Genomic DNA, 18,049 nt, shown 5'->3' with positions numbered 1-18,049 from the left:
GGCTGACTCGCATGGAATTCTTTGGACCAGTCCTAGACGGATTTAACGTCGTCCTGGACCCCACCAACCTTTTGTACTGTTTGCTGGGCGTTGTTGTTGGCATGCTCATTGGTGTGCTGCCGGGCCTGGGCCCGGCAGCTACAATCGCCATCTTGCTTCCCATGACCTACGGCGTTGAACCAGTCACCGCCATCATCATGTTGGCCGGAATTTTCTACGGTGCACAATACGGCGGAACCATTACCTCGGTACTGCTCCGCCTGCCCGGTGAAGCCAGCTCAGTGGTCACTGTCTTTGACGGTTACGTTATGGCTAAGCAGGGTAGAGCAGGGGCGGCCCTAGGTATCGCTGCCATTGGCTCATTCTTTGGCGCCACCGTCTCGATTATCGGTTTGACCTTTCTGGCGCCACTCGTTGCCAGCTTCGCTCTGGATTTCGGTCCGCCGGAATATACGGCTCTGGCGATGCTCGGCATCCTGCTGGTAGCAACGATCTCCGGCGGAACCAAAATCAAGGCAATCATCGCCGCTGCTGCTGGCTTGTTCCTGGCAACAATCGGTCGCGATGGATTTACTGGAGCCGAGCGTTTTACCTTCGGTAATCTCTCGCTGGCCGATGGCATCGACTTTGTTCCCATCGCCATGGGCCTATTTGGTCTCGGCGAAATCCTATACAACCTTGAAGAACGCCATCGTGCAGCCACTGCGCCGGTGAAGGTTTCAAATGTTTGGCCGAAAGGCAAAGACATCAAGGAAGCATCCGGGGCCATCGGTCGTGGCTCAGTTCTCGGCTTCTTCCTCGGCATTCTTCCTGGTGGTGGGGCAACCATTGCTTCGCTAGCTTCCTATGCAATGGAGAAGAAGACCGCAAAGGATCCTTCGCGCTTTGGAAGGGGCGCCATTGAAGGCGTTGCTGGACCAGAATCGGCCAACAACGCCGCAGCTACCAGCTCATTCATTCCTCTGCTGACGCTGGGCATCCCGGCCAATGCGACGATGGCAATAATCTTTGGTGCACTGCTAATTCAGGGCATTACCCCTGGGCCGCAGCTGATCAATGATGATCCTCAGTTGTTCTGGGGCGTTGTGAATTCGATGTATATCGGCAATATTCTCTTGTTGATCATGTCGATTCCGCTCATTGGTGTATTCGTAAAAATCCTCCGTGTGCGCGCTGCAATCTTGGCTCCGATCACTGCCCTGATCACCATGCTTGGTGCATACACCATTCGAAATTCAATGTTTGACGTGTTGCTAGTCGTGCTCTTCGGTGCCATTGGTTATCTCATGAAAAAGTTTGGTTTTGAACCAGGTCCTCTGGTGTTGGCGTTCGTGCTCGGTAGCTTGCTCGAATCGAATCTTCGTCGGTCATTGCTTGTGCTTGAAGGCGACCCAACAGGATTCTTCACCCGTCCGATTTCGGCGACCCTGTTGGTGCTGTTTGTCTTCGTCGCCATTTGGCCAGTTATAAAGAGCGCAATTGATAAGCGAAAGACGAGCTCAACTACCAGTGCTGTAGTTGCAGACAAAGAAAAGGAAAACGCATGAGTATCATCGTCGGATACGTTCCTTCGAATGTAGGGGAAGCCGCCGTGGCTGCGGCGATCAAAGAAGCAAGTCTGCGCGATGAGCAGTTGCTCATCGTTAATTCCTCTCGCGAGGGATCGTTAGTAGACAAGAACACTGCTTCAGAAGAAGACCTGGCCCGTGTCTTGGACGCGGCACTTAGTGCTGGAGTCAAAGCACAGGTCATCGAGTCAACTTATCGCGATGATCTAACTGAAGAGTTCTTGGGGCTTGCTGACAAGCATCAGGTCTCGCTCATTGTCATTGGATTGCGCCAGCGTTCTCAGGTCGGCAAATTCATCATGGGATCCCAGGCTCAGCGGATCCTACTGCAGGCGGAGCACCCAGTTCTGGCCGTCAAAGCGTCATGACTCGTTAGGCGTAGTCAAAAGGTATATTCGGCAGGTCGTGGGCTCTCGGTTGGAGAGTCCCGCGGCCTGCTTTTTTGCGTCAAAAACGAGGGCGACTAACTGTAGAGAAGATTCAAAAAGTATGGTGATACTGATCACAAAACTGCGGAAAATTGGCGAGGGTGGAGGGCGAGTCGAACGGTAGGCGGAGGGGATTTCTTGGCTTATCTGCGCGGATTTCAGGAGTCGGCGACCTGAGTTCGAGTCGCACTGATGCCAGCTAGGTATCAATGAATGCGGTTCGAGTCTTGGACGGACAGAAATGAACTCACTAACGTGATTGGTGGCACATGGACTTATGCGCCAGCTCACTTTGTAGCACTGTGAACGCAGTCCATTCGATGCCCAGATTCTTTTCCTGCCCCTGCTCTAGATTGGAGCCTCAATGCCATTGCTCATCGTCGCGCTGGCTGTCGTTGTTCTGTTGATCCTTATGATGAGGTTCAAGCTCAACGGATTCATTTCCCTCATTCTTGTCGCCACACTTGTCGCATTCTGGGCGGTGGCTACTGACTCGCTCACCATCGACGGCGAGGCGGCCGGGATCGCAGATATCCCCGATATCATCGCGGACGGTTTGGGCGGGCAGCTTGGCGGAACGGCTATCGTCATTGGCCTTGGCGCGATGATTGGCCGTGTCATGGGTGACGCAGGCGCAGCGCAACGCATTGCGAAAAAGATTCTCTCTGTTTTTGGAGAACGTGGTGTCCAGTGGGCCATGGTCATTTCGGCGATGCTGATCGGTGTCACCATGTTCTACGAAGTCGCGTTCGTGATTTTGGTACCGGTGGCATTTACCCTTGTTCGCGCCACCAAGGTCAATCTGTTGTGGGTGGGATTGCCTATGTCGATCTCGCTGTCGACAATGCATTCGTTCTTGCCACCGCACCCGGGTCCAACGGCCGTTGCGGGGCTATATAACGCTTCAGTAGGTCTGACTCTTGCGTACGGGCTGATGATCGCTATCCCGGTCGGTGTTGCCATCGCGATGACCTGGCCACGTCTGGCTTTCGTGAAGAAGATGAATCCGCAAATGCCCGCTGGTCTGTTGGCGGAAAAAGAATTCAAGGATGAAGAACTTCCGTCCACTGCGATGTCCTTTATCGTTGCTCTGCTTCCCATCGTGCTGATTGCCGGATCGGAAGTAGCGCGTATGACGCTGGAGATGAGTGAAAGCCTCAGCAATGTTTTGGAGCTTCTTGGTTCAGCTGAGATGGCCTTGCTGATCGCATTGATCGTCGCAATTTTCGCTTTTGGGCCGATGAGTAATCGCAGCATGAGCCAAGTTGCTAAATCCATGAGCGAGGCAGCCCGTGCGATGGCCATGATCCTCTTGGTTATTGGTGCCGGTGGTGCATTCAAGGAGGTTCTGGTCTCGGCGGGAATTGCCGACTACATTGCGGAAACGACGTCTGGGTGGGATCTTAGCCCGTTGGTCCTTGCGTGGCTCATTGCCGTGATTCTGCGTATTGCACTGGGCTCGGCAACTGTTGCTGTCTCGACCGCGGCCGGCATCGCCGCTCCACTGGTTGTGGCCACCGGGGCCTCGCCGGAGCTGATGGTCCTGGCTACGGCTTGTGGTTCCATTGCATTCAGTCACGTAAATGACCCGGGGTTCTGGATGTTCAAAGAATATTTCAACCTCAACGTGGGCCAAGCCATCGCGGTGCGCACTACCTACACCACCACGTTGGCGGTCTTGGGCCTGGGTGGGGTTCTGTTACTCAGCCAGTTCATTGCCTAAAAAATGCAGAAACCCTTTGTGGCCTGTGCGGAGAACTCCGCACAGGCCACGAAGGGTTTGTCTATAACTGGGGCTGCCGCTGAAAGCAACGTGCTTTGCTCAGCTCGGCTTAGGCCTCAGCCTGTAGTCGCTTCACTGAATTTGCTAGGTGCAATCTCATGGCCGCAGAAGCCAACTGAGGGTTGCCCGAGGCGATGGCTTCATGGATAGCGCGGTGCTCGGCTGCGACAGAATCTAACCTGTGGCTGTCGATAGAATCTGTGGCATCTAGTCGGCGACGAGGCATGGCAATCATGCCGGGGCCAAATGTTTGAACGGCTTGAGCAAAGTACGGATTGCCGGTGGCCCTAGCCACGGCAAGATGGAATTCATAATCGCAGCCCATGCTCACCGAGGCGTTGCCCAAGGAAGCTTCAAAACCCTGAAGCGCCGATTCCATTGCCGAGAGGTCTGACTCAGAAGCGCTAAGCGCTGCACTGGCCGCGGCTTCGGTTTCAAATCCCATGCGGAATTCGATCAGTTCTCGGCGTTCATCCAAGGTGCGTGGGATCAGTGGCTGAGTTTCAGCCATGGCAGCAGGTGGGGGAGTCAGTGCAAAGCTACCGGCTCCGCGCCGAGTGTAGATCAGACCTTCAGCCTGCAGGCGCGTAATGGCTTCGCGCACCACGGTACGAGAAACACCATGGGAAGCGATCAACGTGTTTTCACTCGGAAGCTTTTCGCCAGCGACTATGTCTCCAGAGCTGATTCGTTCACGTAGGTGCTCCACCAACGAAGAGGCCAGATTGGGTTTCATGCTCTGCATCCTTAAAGCATAAGCGCCGATCCCCGCGAGAGGCGGGCATCGGCGCTGGTGGAGGAGGAACTATGGGCGTCCGAATTCAACGGTGTCCGTGGTCCACGCGCGAGCTTGGTCGCTGAAGGTGAACCCGAGGCCTGGGCGGTTCGGGACCAGCATCCGACCGTCCTTGGTTTCCAAGTGTTCGTTGAATAGTGGGTCCAACCAGTCGAAGTGCTCTACCCATGGCTCGCGTGGGTAAGCTGCCGCCAGATGAAGGTGGATCTCCATGGCGAAGTGAGGTGCCAAATCCAGGCCGGCTTGATCGGCGAGCGTGGCTAAGCGCAGGAACTGGGTGATGCCACCAACGCGTGGAGCGTCCGGCTGGATGATGTCGCAGGCGCGGGCTTCGATCAAGCGTTCATGCTCAGCGACCGAGGCCAGCATCTCGCCGGTGGCGATGGGAGTGTCTAGGGCTGCGGCGAGAGCCGCATGTCCTTCAGCATCGTAAGCATCCAATGGTTCTTCGATCCAGACCAGATCAAACTGCTCTAGCTTGCGGCCCATGCGAAGTGCGGTGGCGCGGTCCCACTGCTGGTTGGCGTCGACCATGAGGGGCACGTCGGGGCCGATGTGTTCGCGCACGGCAGCGACACGACGCAAGTCCTCGGCACTGTCTGGCAGGCCGACCTTGATCTTGATGCCACCAATTCCTTCCTCGATGGACTGGCTGGCGCGTTCCTTGACCTCTTCGATTGAAGCGTTAAGGAAGCCGCCTGAGGTGTTGTAGGTGCGTACCGAGTCGCGGTGCGAGCCCAAGAACTTGGCCAGTGGAAGTCCGGCACGCTTGGACTTCAAATCGTAAAGTGCGATATCCAAGGCAGCCAGGGCCTGGGTGGCAACACCTGAGCGTCCAACGGAAGCGCCGGTCCAGAGTAGCTTGGTGTAGAGCTTGGCGATGTCGTTGGGGTCCTCGCCGATCATGGTTTCGGCGACTTCCTTGGCATGAGCGTACTGAGCTGGACCGCCAGCACGCTTGGAGTACGAGAACCCCATGCCTTCATGGCCCTGCTCGGTGGTGATTTCTGCGAAGAGGAAGACGACTTCGGTCATCGGCTTTTGGCGCCCGGTGAAGACCTTGGCATCTGAGATCGGGGTGGCCAGCGGCAGTCGTGCCGTGGAGAGCTTAACGTGGCGAATGGCGTCTGGGGTGTAAGTCATGAAATCTGTGCTCCGATGAACAGGGGTGAACATTGCTTTCAACTTATCGTATAAGTTGGCAACTTATCTCACAAGTGTTTTTTGCAGAGAAATATCTTTGATTTTTTCTACCCGGTAAATTGGCGCGCACGAGTACTAGCCCATCCGTATTTTCCGGATGGGCTAGTACTCGAAGGGGATCTGTGGCGCGCTTCTTGGTTATGAAATTGGCGTAAGCAGCGAACGATCCGCAAGGTAGGAACGCAGGTTATCTAAAGTCAGTGCGGCCATATCGGCTCGTGTTTCGTTGGTCCCGCTACCAAGGTGGGGGAGCAGGACAACATTCTCTAATTCCAAAAGCTCTGCCGGCACATGTGGTTCGTTTTCAAAAACATCCAGCCCGGCGCCGGCGATTTTCCCAGTGCTCAGTGCGTCAATGAGGGCTGACTCGTCAATCACGGTTCCGCGGGCGATGTTGATGACAAAGCCTTGTGGTCCAACGGCGGATAAAACTTGGGCATCCACCAACTTGGCCGATTGTGCTCCTCCGGCCGCTGCCACAATAAGGACTTCAGTCTTGGCTGCGAGGTCAACTGCTGAGTGGTGGTAGGTGTAGTTCGAGTCGGGCTTCTGGTTGCGGTTGTGATAGTGGATTTCACACCCAAAGGCTTCCAGCCTGGTGGCAATGGCTTGGCCAATGCGCCCCAGCCCAAGGATGCCGACCTTCTTTCCGCTGGCGCGGGTGGCGAGGGGAAAATTCTTGCCCGGAACCCATGAGCCATTGCGGACAAATCTCTCGGCTGCACCCAAGCTGCGCAGGGTGACCAGGTAGAGACCTAAGGCGGTGTCGGCAACACAATCATTGAGTACCTCGGGGGTGTTGCTGATCTTGATCCCACGAGCGATGGCCGTCTTGGTGTCCGTGGCGTCGTAGCCGACACCAAAGTTGATGATCGCCTCCAGCGCAGGTAATCGAGATAAAAGATCGGTGTCCACGCCAAAGCGTCCAGAGCAGACTGCCACGCGGATCTGCTCGCCGTGGGCCGTGAGGAACGCCTCGCGTTCCGGCTCGGTTTCCGGAAGAACAAGGCTGGAGAATTCTTCGGACAAGCTTTGGGCCACAGTGGGATTTACTGGTCCAACGCGAAGGATCTGTTCGCCGGCGATGGGTGCGGTGACTTGTGGCGCGGACGCGCTGATATTCGTGGGCATAACTGCATCGTAGGGATCATGATCGATTCACGTCCAACACGCAAATTGGATAGATCAATGCTCTTGAGGCATGGATGCCCCGTAAGCCTTGGAATGTAGCGCAAGTAACACTTGGCCTACTGTGCGGTACGCACTCCCGTGCCTCATCAGGCGATTCCTTGGACGGCCCAAAGCCTTGACCGGGCCCATCGAGCGGTCAAAGCTGTGCTTACGAACTTCGGCGGAAAACCCGCCTGATCACCCTTGCTCATCGCACCGTCGCGAAGGAAACGCAATGCTCTTAGTAACTCCACGCTCCCGCCGCATCCCACTGGCCTTAGCCGCCTCTGCGCTACTTGGCACCACTGCACTGTCCGGTTGCTCGGTCGCCAACTCTGAAGATGCTGCCGGTGGGTCATCGGCACCCAGCGACACCCTGCGCGTTGTGCTCCAGCAGGAGCCACCTACCCTCGAAGCCTGCGAGTCCAACCTGACCAGTACCGGTGTGGTCATTCGTTCCACCATCACCGAACCACTGGTAGAAAGAAACCCAACCAGCGGTGAACTGGAGCCCAAGCTTGCTACCCAATGGTCCAGCAAAGATGATCAGACCTGGACGCTGAAGCTACGCGAGGGTGTGAAATTCCATGACGGATCTGACTTCAACGCAGATGACGCCATTGCCACCATCGACCGCGCGGTCAATTCCAAGCTCGGCTGCAACGTCGAAGGCTACGTCTTTGGCGACGATGACCTGAAACTCAAAAAAGTCGATGACTACACTATTGAAGTGACAGCAGCCAAGAAGGACCCGATCCTTCCATTGCGCCTGTCCTTCCTAGAAGTTGTCCCTAAAGAGACATCTACGACCGAAAAAGTACGCGAACCAATTGGCACCGGCCCCTACCAGATTGAAGACTGGCAAGCAGGGCAAAGCATCAATGTGGCAGCGTTCGCCGACTACTGGGGCGAGGCCCCTGCCTATTCCAAGGCCAACTATCAGTGGCGTTCGGAAGGTAGCGTCCGGGCAGCCATGATCACCTCGGGTGAAGCCGATATCGCAACAGGGCTAAGCCCAGAAGACAACATTGGGGATTTGGGAGTTTCCTACCCAAACAATGAAACCGTGGCTCTGCGCATGCACGCCGACACTGCACCATTTGATGACATCCGCATCCGTCGTGCGGTGAACTACGCGATCGATAAAGAATCGATTGTCGCTTCCCTCTACGCAGGACGCGACAAGGCCGCGGCCCAGCTGGTACCTTCCGGAGTAGTTGGACACAGCGATGACTTGCCCGTCTGGGAATTCAACCTCGACAAGGCCAAGGAGCTAGTTGCGGAAGCCAAAGCTGATGGCACGGACGTGTCAGCTCCAATCAACTTGGTAGTTCGTACCGCACAGTTCCCCAAGATTCAGGAACTAGCTCAGGTGATCCAAGAACAGCTTACCCAAGCCGGACTCACCGTGAATTTGAAGATGCTTGAGACCAGCCAGCACCTGACCTACCAGGTTCGTCCATTCCCTACCAAGGATGATGGGGCCATCATGCTGATGACCCAGCACGGAAACCAAGCCGGTGACGCAGCCTTCACCGTGGATCAGTACATGACTTCCAAGGGCGCGCAGTCAGCCTTTGGTACCCCGGAACTGGACGAGCTCATTGCCCAGGCTGATGCCGCATCAGGTGATGACCGCCAAGCTGCCTTCGAAAAGGTCTTCAAGTACCAGAATGACGAAGTTGTTCAATTTGCTCACATCGCTCACCAGACCGGCATGCTCGGTATTTCCTCTTCGGTAGCTTACGAGCCGAATTCTTCCAGTGGAGACGAATTGCGTCTTGCTGAAGTCACTGCGGCAAAGTAACCAACGGCAACTGAAAGTACAGCAACATGCTTACCTATTTGCGTAAAAGAATCATCGCCTCGGCGCTGCCACTGGTGGTTGTCATCGTTGGTGTCTTCGCGCTGGCCAGAATGACCGGTAATCCGGCAGCACTGTATCTACCGCTGAATGCCACTGACACAATGCGCGCAGAATTCGCTGCACGAAACGGGCTAGACCAACCGATCTGGGTGCAGATGGCCCAGTATTTCGGTGGGATCTTCCGCTTCGATTTTGGAACGTCCATGCGCACCGGACAGGACGCTGCGCAGATGGCGCTGCGGGCCTTCCCGGCAACCCTGCAGCTGGCGGCCACCACGATGATCATCGCCATCATCTTGGCGCTCATCGTTGGCTCGGCCGCTGCGATGAAGCCCAACGGCATCCTGGATCGTTGCAGCTCCTTCATCTCCATGACCGCTGCCTCGATCCCGGACTTCTGGTTGGCCATCGTAGGCATCTGGGTTTTTGCCATCACGCTAGGGGTGGTTCCAACCTCCGGTGTAGTCGGTGCAGCAGCCTGGTTCCTGCCCGTAGCCACCTTGGTCATGCGCCCCTTTGGCACGCTGGTCCAGGTGATTCGCGGGGCCATGGTCTCGGCGTTATCTGAACCGTATATCAAACTGGCACGTTCCAAAGGCGCGACCGAGTATCGGGTTATTGCCCAGCATGCCTTGCGCAACGCCGCCGCCCCTGGGCTGACGGTGGCAGGGGACCTGACCGTTGGACTGGTCAACGGTGCCGTGGTGGTTGAGACGATCTTTGGCTGGCCGGGAATCGGCAAGCTCATGATCGACTCAATTTTGCAAAGAGACTTTGCAGTGCTCCAAGCCTGTGTGCTGCTCACCGCGGTGGCCATCTTTGTGCTCAATATCCTGATTGATCTTGGCTACGCGCTACTAGATCCTCGGGTCCGGCCAAGCGCCGGCGCACGTCAACGTCGCAAGGCACGCGCCGCTCAAGGTCCAACCCATGGATCTGAAAACCGCACGCTGGCGCCAGTTGGACCAGCGCTGAGCACGAGCGAATCTTCGAGGGGGAATCACTGATGTCAGCACTAGAGATGGCACCGCCAGCTAAGGATGAACGTCCCGAGCCGAAGAATCGGCGCAAGGCGAAGACTCAAAGTGAGAGTCGTGTTTCGATGTTCACCATGTTGCTACGCGACAGATTCGCCACGGTGGCTGCAATTTTCCTCAGCTTGGTGGTGCTCACCGCGATCTTTGGTCCCGCACTGATGGGTGAACACGCCACAGCGCAGAACTTGATGTTCATGAATAAGGCACCTTTTGACCCGGCCAACGGATGGCTTTACATCCTGGGCTCGGATTCTCTGGGCCGTTCAGTACTGGCCCGCATTGTGGTTGCTACCCAAACAACACTCCTAGTTGCCGTTCCTGCAGTATTGGTGGCCCTGCTCCTTGGCTCATTGTGGGGTGTCTGGGCGGGTTACCACCGTGGACGTCGCGAAGCCATTTCCATGCGCATCGCAGATATCATCATGTCCTTCCCTTCATTGTTGCTGGCTGTGGTGGTGCTCTTTGTCTTCAGCCCTTCGGCAGCAAATATCGTGCTGATCCTGGCGATCACTCGCATCCCGATTTACCTTCGTACCGCACGAGCAGAATCGGCAGAACTGCAGTCACGAACTTTTGTGGATGCAGCCCGCACCTTCGGAACAAATCCCAACGCGATTATTGTTCGCCACGTCATTCCAGTGGTCACTCCGACACTGTTAACCTTGGCTACTTTGGAATTCTGTTTTGTCATGCTCGCCGAGTCCTCACTTTCATTCCTTGGAATTGGTATCCAGCCACCAGACGTCTCTTGGGGACTGTTAGTTGCCCAAGGGCGACAATATCTGCAGACCGCCTGGTGGTTATCTATCCTTCCCGGTTTAGCCATTGTGCTCACCGCGGTCGCCGCCAACGTGCTCGCTGCATGGATGCGTATTGCTACGGATCCAGCCCAACGCTGGCGCCTGGAACTGGACCGTAAAAGTACCAAGGCGTTTGAAAAGGCCACGCGCCAGGCTGCAAAGATGCAGACCAAGAAAGGCAACGACAAATGATGACCGAAATACTTGAACCAACCTCCCGAACTCAGTCAGCAGACCAGGCCGTTCTTGAAGTCAAAGGTTTGGATGTCGACATTCGCACACCCAAAGGAATTGTCCGTGTGGTGAGCCAGGTCGGCTTCAGTGCACGTCGCGGCAAAACGCTGGCGTTGCTGGGGGAATCTGGCTGCGGTAAATCAATGACAGCCAAGGCTATCGCCGGATTACTTGACCCGGTGGCGTCTGTTGCTGGAGGCGTTGCGCGTCTTGATTCAAAAGATCTCTTGTCCATGACTGCTAAGCAGCGCCGGAAAGCGGCGGGAGAAGGGCTAGGGATTGTTTTTCAGGATGCCCTTGCCGCACTCAACCCGGTGTACACCATTGGAACCCAACTCGGAGAAGCGTTCAGGATCCACCGTGGGGCCAGCAGAAAACAGGCCAAAGTTGAGGCCATTGAACTAATGCGCAGGGTTGGTATCCCGGAACCCGAGACACGGGTTAATTCGTACCCGCATCAGTTCTCCGGTGGCATGCGCCAACGAATTCTGATCGCCATGGCGGTGGCCTTGAGCCCCAACTTGTTGATCGCTGACGAACCAACAACGGCGCTGGATGTCACCGTTCAGGCGCAGATCATGCAGTTGTTGAGAAATCTTCGCGAGCAAGAAGATATGGCGGTGGTGCTCATTACCCACGACCTCGCTGTGGTTGCTGAAGAAGCTGATGACGTGTGCGTGATGTATGCAGGCAATGTGGCGGAACAAGGAAGCGTTGACACCGTATTCACTCGGCCAACGCACCCCTATACCAAGGGTTTGCTTTCATCAGTGCCCACCGATTCGCAGCGCGGAGCAGGCCTGAATTCCATCCCGGGCAGTCCACCAGAACTGAGCAAGATTCCCTCGGGGTGCGTTTACCAGGACCGCTGTCCGTTGGTTGCGGCCGTCTGCCGCGAGCAACGTCCGGCCCTGCGTGAAACCGGGCCGGGGCAGAGTGCTGCTTGCCATTTTGCTGAGCAGGTCGCCACGAGCCAAACCACTGAAGAACGTCTTGCTGTAGGAGATGATGAAAAATGAGTACTGTTCTTGAAGTTCAAGATCTTGCCAAGACATTTCATGTGGCCTCCGGCGCCGCGGGAACACGAGAGCTCAAGGCACTAGACGGAATCAATCTGAGCGTAAAACGCGGAGAGACCCTAGGCCTGGTTGGGGAGTCAGGCTGCGGAAAATCAACGCTAGCTCGTACCCTGATGATGCTGGAGCAGCCCGATGGTGGGACGGTGCGTTTTGATGGGCAGGACCCCTTTGCGCTGCGCGGCAAGCAGTTGCTGGCATGGCGGCGTAGGGTGCAAATGGTGTTTCAGGATCCCTTTGCCTCGCTGAACGCACGAATGTCCGCCGGGCAAATTATCACCGAACCTTTTGCTACCCACAAAGATCTGTATCCCAGCGCTGCAGCTCGAAAGCAGCGCTTGAACGAACTGCTTGACTTGGTGGGACTGCGCGCCACCGATGCTGATAAATCACCGCAGGAGTTCTCCGGCGGACAGCGTCAGCGCATTGGTATTGCTCGCGCTTTGGCCTTGGGTCCGGATTTGATCATCTTGGACGAACCAGTTTCTGCCTTGGATCTTTCGGTACAGGCTCAGGTGCTAAATCTGCTCAACGATCTTCAGCAGCAACTTGGCGTCAGCTATATCTTCATTTCCCATGACCTGTCTGTAGTTCGCCACGTGACGGACCGAGTGGCTGTCATGTATCTGGGACGAATTATTGAAACCGGGTCTACCGAGCAGGTCTTCGATTCACCCCTGCATCCTTATACGGCCTCGTTGATGTCGGCCTCGCCAAAGTTGGACCCTGCGCTACGACCCGTGAATCGCATAGTGCTTCAGGGTGAATTGCCTTCTCCTTTAGATCCGCCCTCGGGTTGCCGATTCCGCACGCGGTGCTGGAAGGCGCAGCCGATCTGCTCGGCAGAGCGACCGGAAAGCCGAACCCGCGAAGCTGGTGGCAAGATCTTGTTGGGCATGCCCGGCGATAGCGTCAATGCCGGGCAACAGTTTGCGGAGTGCCACTTCCCGGTCGAATCGGCCGCGGAAGCCGGACTGGCAGTTTCTGCCTAACTCAAGGGGCAGTGGGAGCCAAGTCTTGAATACAAGAATAGTGAAGCCGGCGCTGACCGGCTTCACTATTTTTTGGTTCTTGATACTTCTTTAGAGGACTAGCTGGTGGCTAGCGAGGTGTCGTCGATGCGGAAGGTTGTTGCCTGGGAGCTGTCTTCAACACCCCTGAAACGCAAGGTGACGGTCTTGCCGCGGTAGTTGTTCAGGTTGATGCTTTTCTGCGCGTAGGACGAGCTTGCGTCGAGGTTTGACCATGTACCGACGTTGTAGGTGCTTGAACCATCGAGTACCTGAACGGTGAGCTTGTCGTATTGGGTAGACGCAGTGGTTTCGTCAGTCAGCACCCGCAGGTAGAACTTCAAATCTGCAGTGGTAGCAGTAGAAGGAATGGCGACCTGCTGATCCAGGGTGTAGGTGCTTGCTGTACCCCATCCGTTGAGACCGGCCAAACCGTTGCCGGTGCGAGCAGCTGTTCCGGTTTCAAAGGTGTCGGCACGATTGGCGGTCCAGGAGTCGGCACCGCTTTCAAAGCCTGGGTTCTTCAGCAGATTGCCGCTGGGCTCGGGAGTTGGCTCCGGGGTGGTTCCACCCAGGTTTGTCATGATCTTCGTGGCATCGACCAAGCCTGCACCACAGCCGATGCTGCAACCGCCTGGCATAGCGCGGGTGCCGTTCTTCAACACGGTTTCCACCTGAGCAGGGGACATGGATGGGCTGACGGACTTCATCAGAGCCACCATTCCTGCCACGTGTGGTGTAGCCATGGAAGTGCCTTGGTAGAAGGTGTAACCCTGGCTTGATGGGGTGGTGGTGCCGGTGTTGATAGTGGAAAGAATGCCTTGACCTGCGTAGCGGGTGTCGCCACCAGGTGCGGTCACGTCAACTGCAGAGCCGTAGTTTGTGTAATACGACGGTGCTCCCGATGGGTTGCTGGCAGCTACCGTAATCACGTTGTTGCAGTTTGCTGGGCGTGAGTTCGAAGCGTTTTGGCTTTCATTACCTGCCGCTACCACTACGGAAGTTCCACGAGATACTGCGCTATCGATAGCTGCTTGGTACGTGGTTCCGCAGACTCCACCGCCACCGAGCGACATGTTGATGGTGTCAGCCGGGGTCGAGTTGGCTGGGATGCCAGACACGGTGCCACCGGAGGCCCAGATGATCGCATCTGCGATATCCGAGAGGCTGCCACCGCACTTCGCTAGGACGCGTACCGGTTGGATCTTGGCGTTGGGTGCAACTCCGGCGACGCCGCTGGAGTTGCCGGTGACTGCCGCGACGGTGCCAGCTACGTGGGTGCCGTGCCATGAGGAGTTTCCGGCGTAACTGCTGCCGCATTCGCCAGCTGCGTACCAGTCGCCCTGGTCTTGTGGGTTGGAATCTCGGCCGTTGCCGTCACGCGCCGAAGTTGAGCTGGAAACGAAGTCATGGCCTGAAATCACGTTGGAGTTCAGATCCGTATGGGAGGTGATTCCGGTGTCCAAGACGGCCACAATACTGCCGGTGCCGGTGCCGGTGCCGATGTCCCACGCAGAAGGGATACGCATGCCGTTGGTTCCGTGGAAGTCCCATTGTTCGCTGTAGCGGGTGTCGTTGGGCGATAGGGAGATCTTCATCAGGGCATCAGGCTCGACTGCTTCAACCAGTCCAGACTTGGCAATTTCTGCCATAAACTCTTCGGCGTCTGCGCCCTTGAGTTTCTTGTCAGCCTTGAGAACAAAACCTCCGGTGGCCATGGCGCGCAGTTCCTTGACCGAAACTCCGGCGTCCTTGGCTGCTTTGCCCCAAGCCTTGGCCCGGCCCTGCTTGTCGGCGCTCTGGGTTGACACCTTGTAAGTGACGATGAACTGGTCGTAGGACTCACCGGACTGGGGTGAACCGATCGTAACCTTCGCATCGTTGCTTGGTGCGGGAGCGGACTTTTCTGCCGGTGCCGTTACGGGCTGTGCTGAGGCGGGCATTGCGCCGGCCCCTAAGCCGGCCAAACCGATCACGACTGCGGTGGACGCAGCCAAGGATCGTCGAAGTGGGGTAGAAAAACGTGCCATTGATGTTCTCCTTAGTGGGTTTTGGGCGCACAAGGTTCGGTGATCAAGCGAAATGGGGTGTGCCGATATGGAGCGTAGCGCCTGCGATATCCAGAAAGGAAGTAGTTCTCAAATAAATCTTTTATATTCCTGCATGTGCTAAAAACTCACTTCACACTTTCATTGCAGGGAATCCAACGATTTTCAAGGCTTTGAAAAATGAATGCCAGTTACTTGCACGATAAGGTGTTCTAAAAATTTCAGATTCGCGCTGACTATGGCAAACGCATAACTATTTTTCGTTACTCATGGAATTTATTCGAGACGTACCGTGGGTCAGGCCGAGAATAAAGTGAAAGTTTCGACGACTTCTAGCGCGGAGAATCGGGTCTATGATTCATTGCCTAATTCATTGAGTAATCTGTGCAGTGATTTTCCTGAGGATGCTACGTCAAGTAGTTACGACTGCTCACCTGACGATTGCGTGACTCGCAGCGAAGTCCTCGGTCCAAAAATGCGAGCTCTTGGGGCACCCGGACGGGTTCTCAAAGTAATCTGAAAACCAAGCACAAACAGGAGCAGGTAGATGACAACTGGATTATTGGCCGTTGACGGTGGGCAAAGCGGGATCAAACTTCGTCTTGAATTTGATGGTGAGCGCACGGAATCGAAATTTCCTGGTGTCCAAACCGACGAGCCGGTCCTGCCCCAGTTGGCACGTGTGATCAATGAGTTCATCGCATCAAGCACGGTGGACATTGGCACGGTAACCGTAGGCACCACCGGGTTGGTCAAAGAAGAACACGACGCACATCAACTCTTCAAGCTGATCGACTCAGCCACAGTTGAACGTGTTGCCTTGGCCCATGACTCGGTCACCAGCTACCTCGGCGCCTTGGGCAACGAACACGGCGCCGTGGTTGCTGCCGGTACAGGAGTGGTAACCCTCGGTGTTGGCCCTGGCAGCGTAGCCCGAGTTGATGGGTGGGGCCATATTATGGGCGACGCCGGTAGTGGTTACTGGATTGGCCAGCAAGCACTGATCGCAGTGATGCGTGACTTTGACGGACGCGGACAAGCCACCGCACTCACCGCTGCTGTGCAAGGACGTTGGCCCGATCTATCCGAGGCCTACATTGACTTACAAGCACTTCCCGACAGGGTTTCTACGGTGGCCTCCTTTGCCACCACCGTTGCCGAACTTGCTTTCAGCGATGCCATTGCTGCACAGATCTGTCGCAGAGCCGGAGAAGAACTGGCTGATTCGATTGCCACAGCCTTGCGACGTGTGGGCCTAGAGAAAGCCGACGGGAACGTTCCGGTCGCTGCAATCGGTGGTGTGTTTGAAGGTACGTATCTGAAAGCTGCCTTCGAGGAACAGCTGCACCGACTGCACCCCGGGGCGCAAATTCAGTCTGTCACCGGATCAGGGTTGGACGGAGTGCAACTGTTGGCGCAACTACCCGCCGATCATGCCCTGCAGGAGCTGGTCTCGCGCTACGGCTTTGGGAACTAGTCAGAAAAGCACAGTCATCGTGATCTGCCAGCTAGGTGCTGGCGATCAATAGATGACAAGATGAGACTGATCAGTATTGAGCATTAAAGGAGTCATCGTGAGCTATCGAGTCGGTCCCGTAGATCTAGTCCCAGAAGGCGAATCCCTGCTGGTAGATTCCAAGGACAGCGGTGCCACCGAAGACATTGCGATCTTCCATGCCGAAGACGGCAACTTCTATGCCCTTCAAGACGAGTGCACCCACGAGGTTGCGTCCCTCTCCGATGGGTGGATTGAAGACTGCTCGGTGGAGTGCCCAATTCACTCCTCAACCTTTGATCTAAAGACCGGCCGAGTGCAGTGCATGCCAGCAACGGTAGACGCGCGCACCTACACGGTGAACGTCGTGGATGGTTTTTTGGAGCTCGAAGTCTAAATGCCTTCGGTCCACATCATCGGCGGTGGCGTTGCCGGTTACACCTTGGCGCGCGAACTGGTGCAAAAGCAGTATGCCGGTACCATTACGATCAGCGACGCCCAGGGCTTACCCTATGATCGTCCGGCGCTGAGTAAAGCCTTGCAGGTTGAGCCCTTTGCTCCGGTTGCTTGGTACCAGCAGCACCGTATCAACCTCATCCAAGAAACAATCACCGAGGTGCAACTGCCAGATTCGGAAACGGATTGGGTTGTCCTCGCTACCGGTACCGTGCCGAATCGGCTAAGTCTGCCCGGGGCTGAACACGCACACACGCTGCACACCGCGGCCGACGCTGTGGCACTGGCAGAAATTATCGATTCGGCCATGTTTGGCTTCCAAGTGGTGGTCATCGGGGCCGGACTGATTGGTGCCGAATTTGCTTCCACCGCTAGCATGCTCGGCGCACAGGTCACCCTGATTTCTAATAATGATGCTCCACTAAGCGCCATGCTCGGCCAGGATTTGGCCGAACAACTACACGCTGAACATGCACAACGTGGCATTCGAACTATCACCGGAACTACAAGCAGCATCGCTGCGGATCATGTAGTTGTGGACGGTGAGCGCATCGAAGCTGACTTGATCGTTAGCGCCATCGGTGTCCAACCAGATACCGCGTTGGCTGCTTCCATGGGATTAGCCGTGGACAACGGCATTGTGGTCAACGCGCAGCAACGCTCCATCACACAGCCACAGGTACTGGCCATCGGGGATGCGTCGCGACACCAGGGCGCTCGCCGGACCGTGCACTGGGAAGCTGCTATGGAAGATGCGGCCCAAGCGGCAGCAACCATCCTCGGCACGGACCCAGTAAAGCGTTCGGTGCCGTGGTTCTGGTCCGACCGCCATGAGATGCATGTGGAAAGTGTCGGCGATTTTGATCAAGCGGTGCGTACCGTTCATCGATACAACCGTCGCGGTAAGATCCAAGTGACCTTCGGGCTAAATGCTCAGGGTGCTTTGGTGGCAGCTAGCATGATTGATGGCGGGCTGATGGCCAAGGCCGTGAAGCGGCTGATCGCTCGGTCTGCCTCGCTCAGCGTTGAAGAATTGGAGGACCCGAGTGTGGGACCTCGCGAATTAGGGCGGAACTGA

Annotated in this window: 15 protein-coding genes; 11 read left to right on the top strand and 4 right to left on the bottom strand. The window is 56.2% G+C overall.

Annotated elements, in window-relative coordinates; translation table 11 throughout:
- Window positions 1-11: 11 nt before the first annotated feature.
- From EYR88_RS08205 to EYR88_RS08195, 3 genes are all read left to right on the top strand, one after another.
- Entirely contained in the window at window positions 12-1,547 is a 1,536-nt protein-coding gene (locus EYR88_RS08205; protein ID WP_131089153.1) for a tripartite tricarboxylate transporter permease, read from the top strand.
- A complete protein-coding gene (locus tag EYR88_RS08200; RefSeq protein ID WP_131089152.1) occupies window positions 1,544-1,936 on the top strand; it encodes a universal stress protein in 393 nt (130 codons plus the stop codon). Before EYR88_RS08205 ends, EYR88_RS08200 begins: the two co-directional genes overlap by 4 nt.
- A 424-nt stretch (window positions 1,937-2,360) precedes the next feature.
- Window positions 2,361-3,719: a gluconate:H+ symporter gene (locus EYR88_RS08195; RefSeq protein WP_131089151.1), complete on the top strand. Its 1,359-nt coding sequence runs from the start codon at window positions 2,361-2,363 to the stop codon at window positions 3,717-3,719.
- Window positions 3,720-3,828: 109 nt separating this feature from the next.
- Here the strand turns inward: EYR88_RS08195 and EYR88_RS08190 are convergent, their stop codons facing one another.
- The 3 genes from EYR88_RS08190 to EYR88_RS08180 form a co-directional block, all read right to left on the bottom strand.
- Window positions 3,829-4,515 (bottom strand): FadR/GntR family transcriptional regulator, encoded by a 687-nt coding sequence (locus EYR88_RS08190; protein ID WP_131089150.1) that lies wholly within the window; start codon window positions 4,513-4,515, stop codon window positions 3,829-3,831.
- Between the two features lie 69 nt (window positions 4,516-4,584).
- The gene (locus tag EYR88_RS08185) at window positions 4,585-5,718 is read right to left on the bottom strand and encodes a mandelate racemase/muconate lactonizing enzyme family protein (protein WP_131089149.1); all 1,134 of its coding nucleotides are present in this window, start codon (window positions 5,716-5,718) and stop codon (window positions 4,585-4,587) included.
- Between the two features lie 198 nt (window positions 5,719-5,916).
- Window positions 5,917-6,909, bottom strand: coding sequence for a 2-hydroxyacid dehydrogenase (locus tag EYR88_RS08180; RefSeq protein WP_131089148.1), 993 nt, complete (start codon window positions 6,907-6,909; stop codon window positions 5,917-5,919).
- A 274-nt stretch (window positions 6,910-7,183) separates the two neighbouring features.
- On the opposite strand from EYR88_RS08180, the gene EYR88_RS08175 reads away from it, so the two are divergent.
- From EYR88_RS08175 to EYR88_RS08155, 5 genes are read left to right on the top strand one after another with little or no spacing between them, the layout of a single operon-like run.
- Complete coding sequence (locus EYR88_RS08175; RefSeq protein WP_131089147.1) at window positions 7,184-8,755, top strand: ABC transporter substrate-binding protein; 1,572 nt, start codon at window positions 7,184-7,186, stop codon at window positions 8,753-8,755.
- Between the two features lie 26 nt (window positions 8,756-8,781).
- Entirely contained in the window at window positions 8,782-9,822 is a 1,041-nt protein-coding gene (locus EYR88_RS08170; RefSeq protein WP_131089146.1) for an ABC transporter permease, read from the top strand.
- Entirely contained in the window at window positions 9,822-10,844 is a 1,023-nt protein-coding gene (locus tag EYR88_RS08165) for an ABC transporter permease (protein ID WP_131089145.1), read from the top strand. The genes EYR88_RS08170 and EYR88_RS08165 overlap by 1 nt, the downstream gene beginning before the upstream one ends.
- Complete coding sequence (locus tag EYR88_RS08160; protein WP_131089833.1) at window positions 10,844-11,905, top strand: ABC transporter ATP-binding protein; 1,062 nt, start codon at window positions 10,844-10,846, stop codon at window positions 11,903-11,905. The genes EYR88_RS08165 and EYR88_RS08160 overlap by 1 nt, the downstream gene beginning before the upstream one ends.
- Window positions 11,902-12,954: an oligopeptide/dipeptide ABC transporter ATP-binding protein gene (locus EYR88_RS08155; protein WP_131089144.1), complete on the top strand. Its 1,053-nt coding sequence runs from the start codon at window positions 11,902-11,904 to the stop codon at window positions 12,952-12,954. Before EYR88_RS08160 ends, EYR88_RS08155 begins: the two co-directional genes overlap by 4 nt.
- Before the next feature lie 98 nt (window positions 12,955-13,052).
- Here the strand turns inward: EYR88_RS08155 and EYR88_RS08150 are convergent, their stop codons facing one another.
- Window positions 13,053-15,002 carry a S8 family serine peptidase gene (locus tag EYR88_RS08150; protein WP_131089143.1) on the bottom strand — a complete coding sequence of 650 codons (1,950 nt, stop codon included), beginning with the start codon at window positions 15,000-15,002 and terminating at the stop codon, window positions 13,053-13,055.
- A 565-nt stretch (window positions 15,003-15,567) separates the two neighbouring features.
- Here EYR88_RS08150 and EYR88_RS08145 point away from each other — a divergent pair.
- The 3 genes from EYR88_RS08145 to EYR88_RS08135 all read left to right on the top strand — a co-directional run bounded on the left by EYR88_RS08145 (window position 15,568) and on the right by EYR88_RS08135 (window position 18,049).
- Window positions 15,568-16,497, top strand: coding sequence for a BadF/BadG/BcrA/BcrD ATPase family protein (locus EYR88_RS08145; RefSeq protein ID WP_131089142.1), 930 nt, complete (start codon window positions 15,568-15,570; stop codon window positions 16,495-16,497).
- Between the two features lie 97 nt (window positions 16,498-16,594).
- Complete coding sequence (locus tag EYR88_RS08140) at window positions 16,595-16,912, top strand: bifunctional 3-phenylpropionate/cinnamic acid dioxygenase ferredoxin subunit (protein WP_131089141.1); 318 nt, start codon at window positions 16,595-16,597, stop codon at window positions 16,910-16,912.
- Window positions 16,913-18,049, top strand: a complete 1,137-nt coding sequence (locus tag EYR88_RS08135) for an FAD-dependent oxidoreductase (protein WP_131089140.1) — start codon at window positions 16,913-16,915, stop codon at window positions 18,047-18,049.

It is taken from the genome of Arthrobacter sp. S41 (assembly GCF_004320535.1).
Lineage (GTDB): Bacteria > Actinomycetota > Actinomycetes > Actinomycetales > Micrococcaceae > Glutamicibacter.
This window is presented reverse-complemented; position numbering and strand designations above follow the sequence as displayed.

Excerpts from the sequence above, each read along its gene's own strand:
- EYR88_RS08170 (WP_131089146.1), top strand. The coding sequence starts at position 8,782 with ATGCTTACCTATTTGCGTAAAAGAATCATCGCCTCGGCGCTGCCACTG.
- EYR88_RS08175 (WP_131089147.1), top strand. The coding sequence starts at position 7,184 with ATGCTCTTAGTAACTCCACGCTCCCGCCGCATCCCACTGGCCTTAGCC.
- EYR88_RS08190 (WP_131089150.1), bottom strand. The coding sequence starts at position 4,515 with ATGAAACCCAATCTGGCCTCTTCGTTGGTGGAGCACCTACGTGAACGA.
- EYR88_RS08155 (WP_131089144.1), top strand. The coding sequence starts at position 11,902 with ATGAGTACTGTTCTTGAAGTTCAAGATCTTGCCAAGACATTTCATGTG.
- EYR88_RS08160 (WP_131089833.1), top strand. The coding sequence starts at position 10,844 with ATGACCGAAATACTTGAACCAACCTCCCGAACTCAGTCAGCAGACCAG.
- EYR88_RS08180 (WP_131089148.1), bottom strand. The coding sequence starts at position 6,909 with ATGCCCACGAATATCAGCGCGTCCGCGCCACAAGTCACCGCACCCATC.
- EYR88_RS08165 (WP_131089145.1), top strand. The coding sequence starts at position 9,822 with ATGTCAGCACTAGAGATGGCACCGCCAGCTAAGGATGAACGTCCCGAG.
- EYR88_RS08135 (WP_131089140.1), top strand. The coding sequence starts at position 16,913 with ATGCCTTCGGTCCACATCATCGGCGGTGGCGTTGCCGGTTACACCTTG.
- EYR88_RS08205 (WP_131089153.1), top strand. The coding sequence starts at position 12 with ATGGAATTCTTTGGACCAGTCCTAGACGGATTTAACGTCGTCCTGGAC.
- EYR88_RS08150 (WP_131089143.1), bottom strand. The coding sequence starts at position 15,002 with ATGGCACGTTTTTCTACCCCACTTCGACGATCCTTGGCTGCGTCCACC.
- EYR88_RS08185 (WP_131089149.1), bottom strand. The coding sequence starts at position 5,718 with ATGACTTACACCCCAGACGCCATTCGCCACGTTAAGCTCTCCACGGCA.
- EYR88_RS08195 (WP_131089151.1), top strand. The coding sequence starts at position 2,361 with ATGCCATTGCTCATCGTCGCGCTGGCTGTCGTTGTTCTGTTGATCCTT.
- EYR88_RS08145 (WP_131089142.1), top strand. The coding sequence starts at position 15,568 with ATGACAACTGGATTATTGGCCGTTGACGGTGGGCAAAGCGGGATCAAA.
- EYR88_RS08200 (WP_131089152.1), top strand. The coding sequence starts at position 1,544 with ATGAGTATCATCGTCGGATACGTTCCTTCGAATGTAGGGGAAGCCGCC.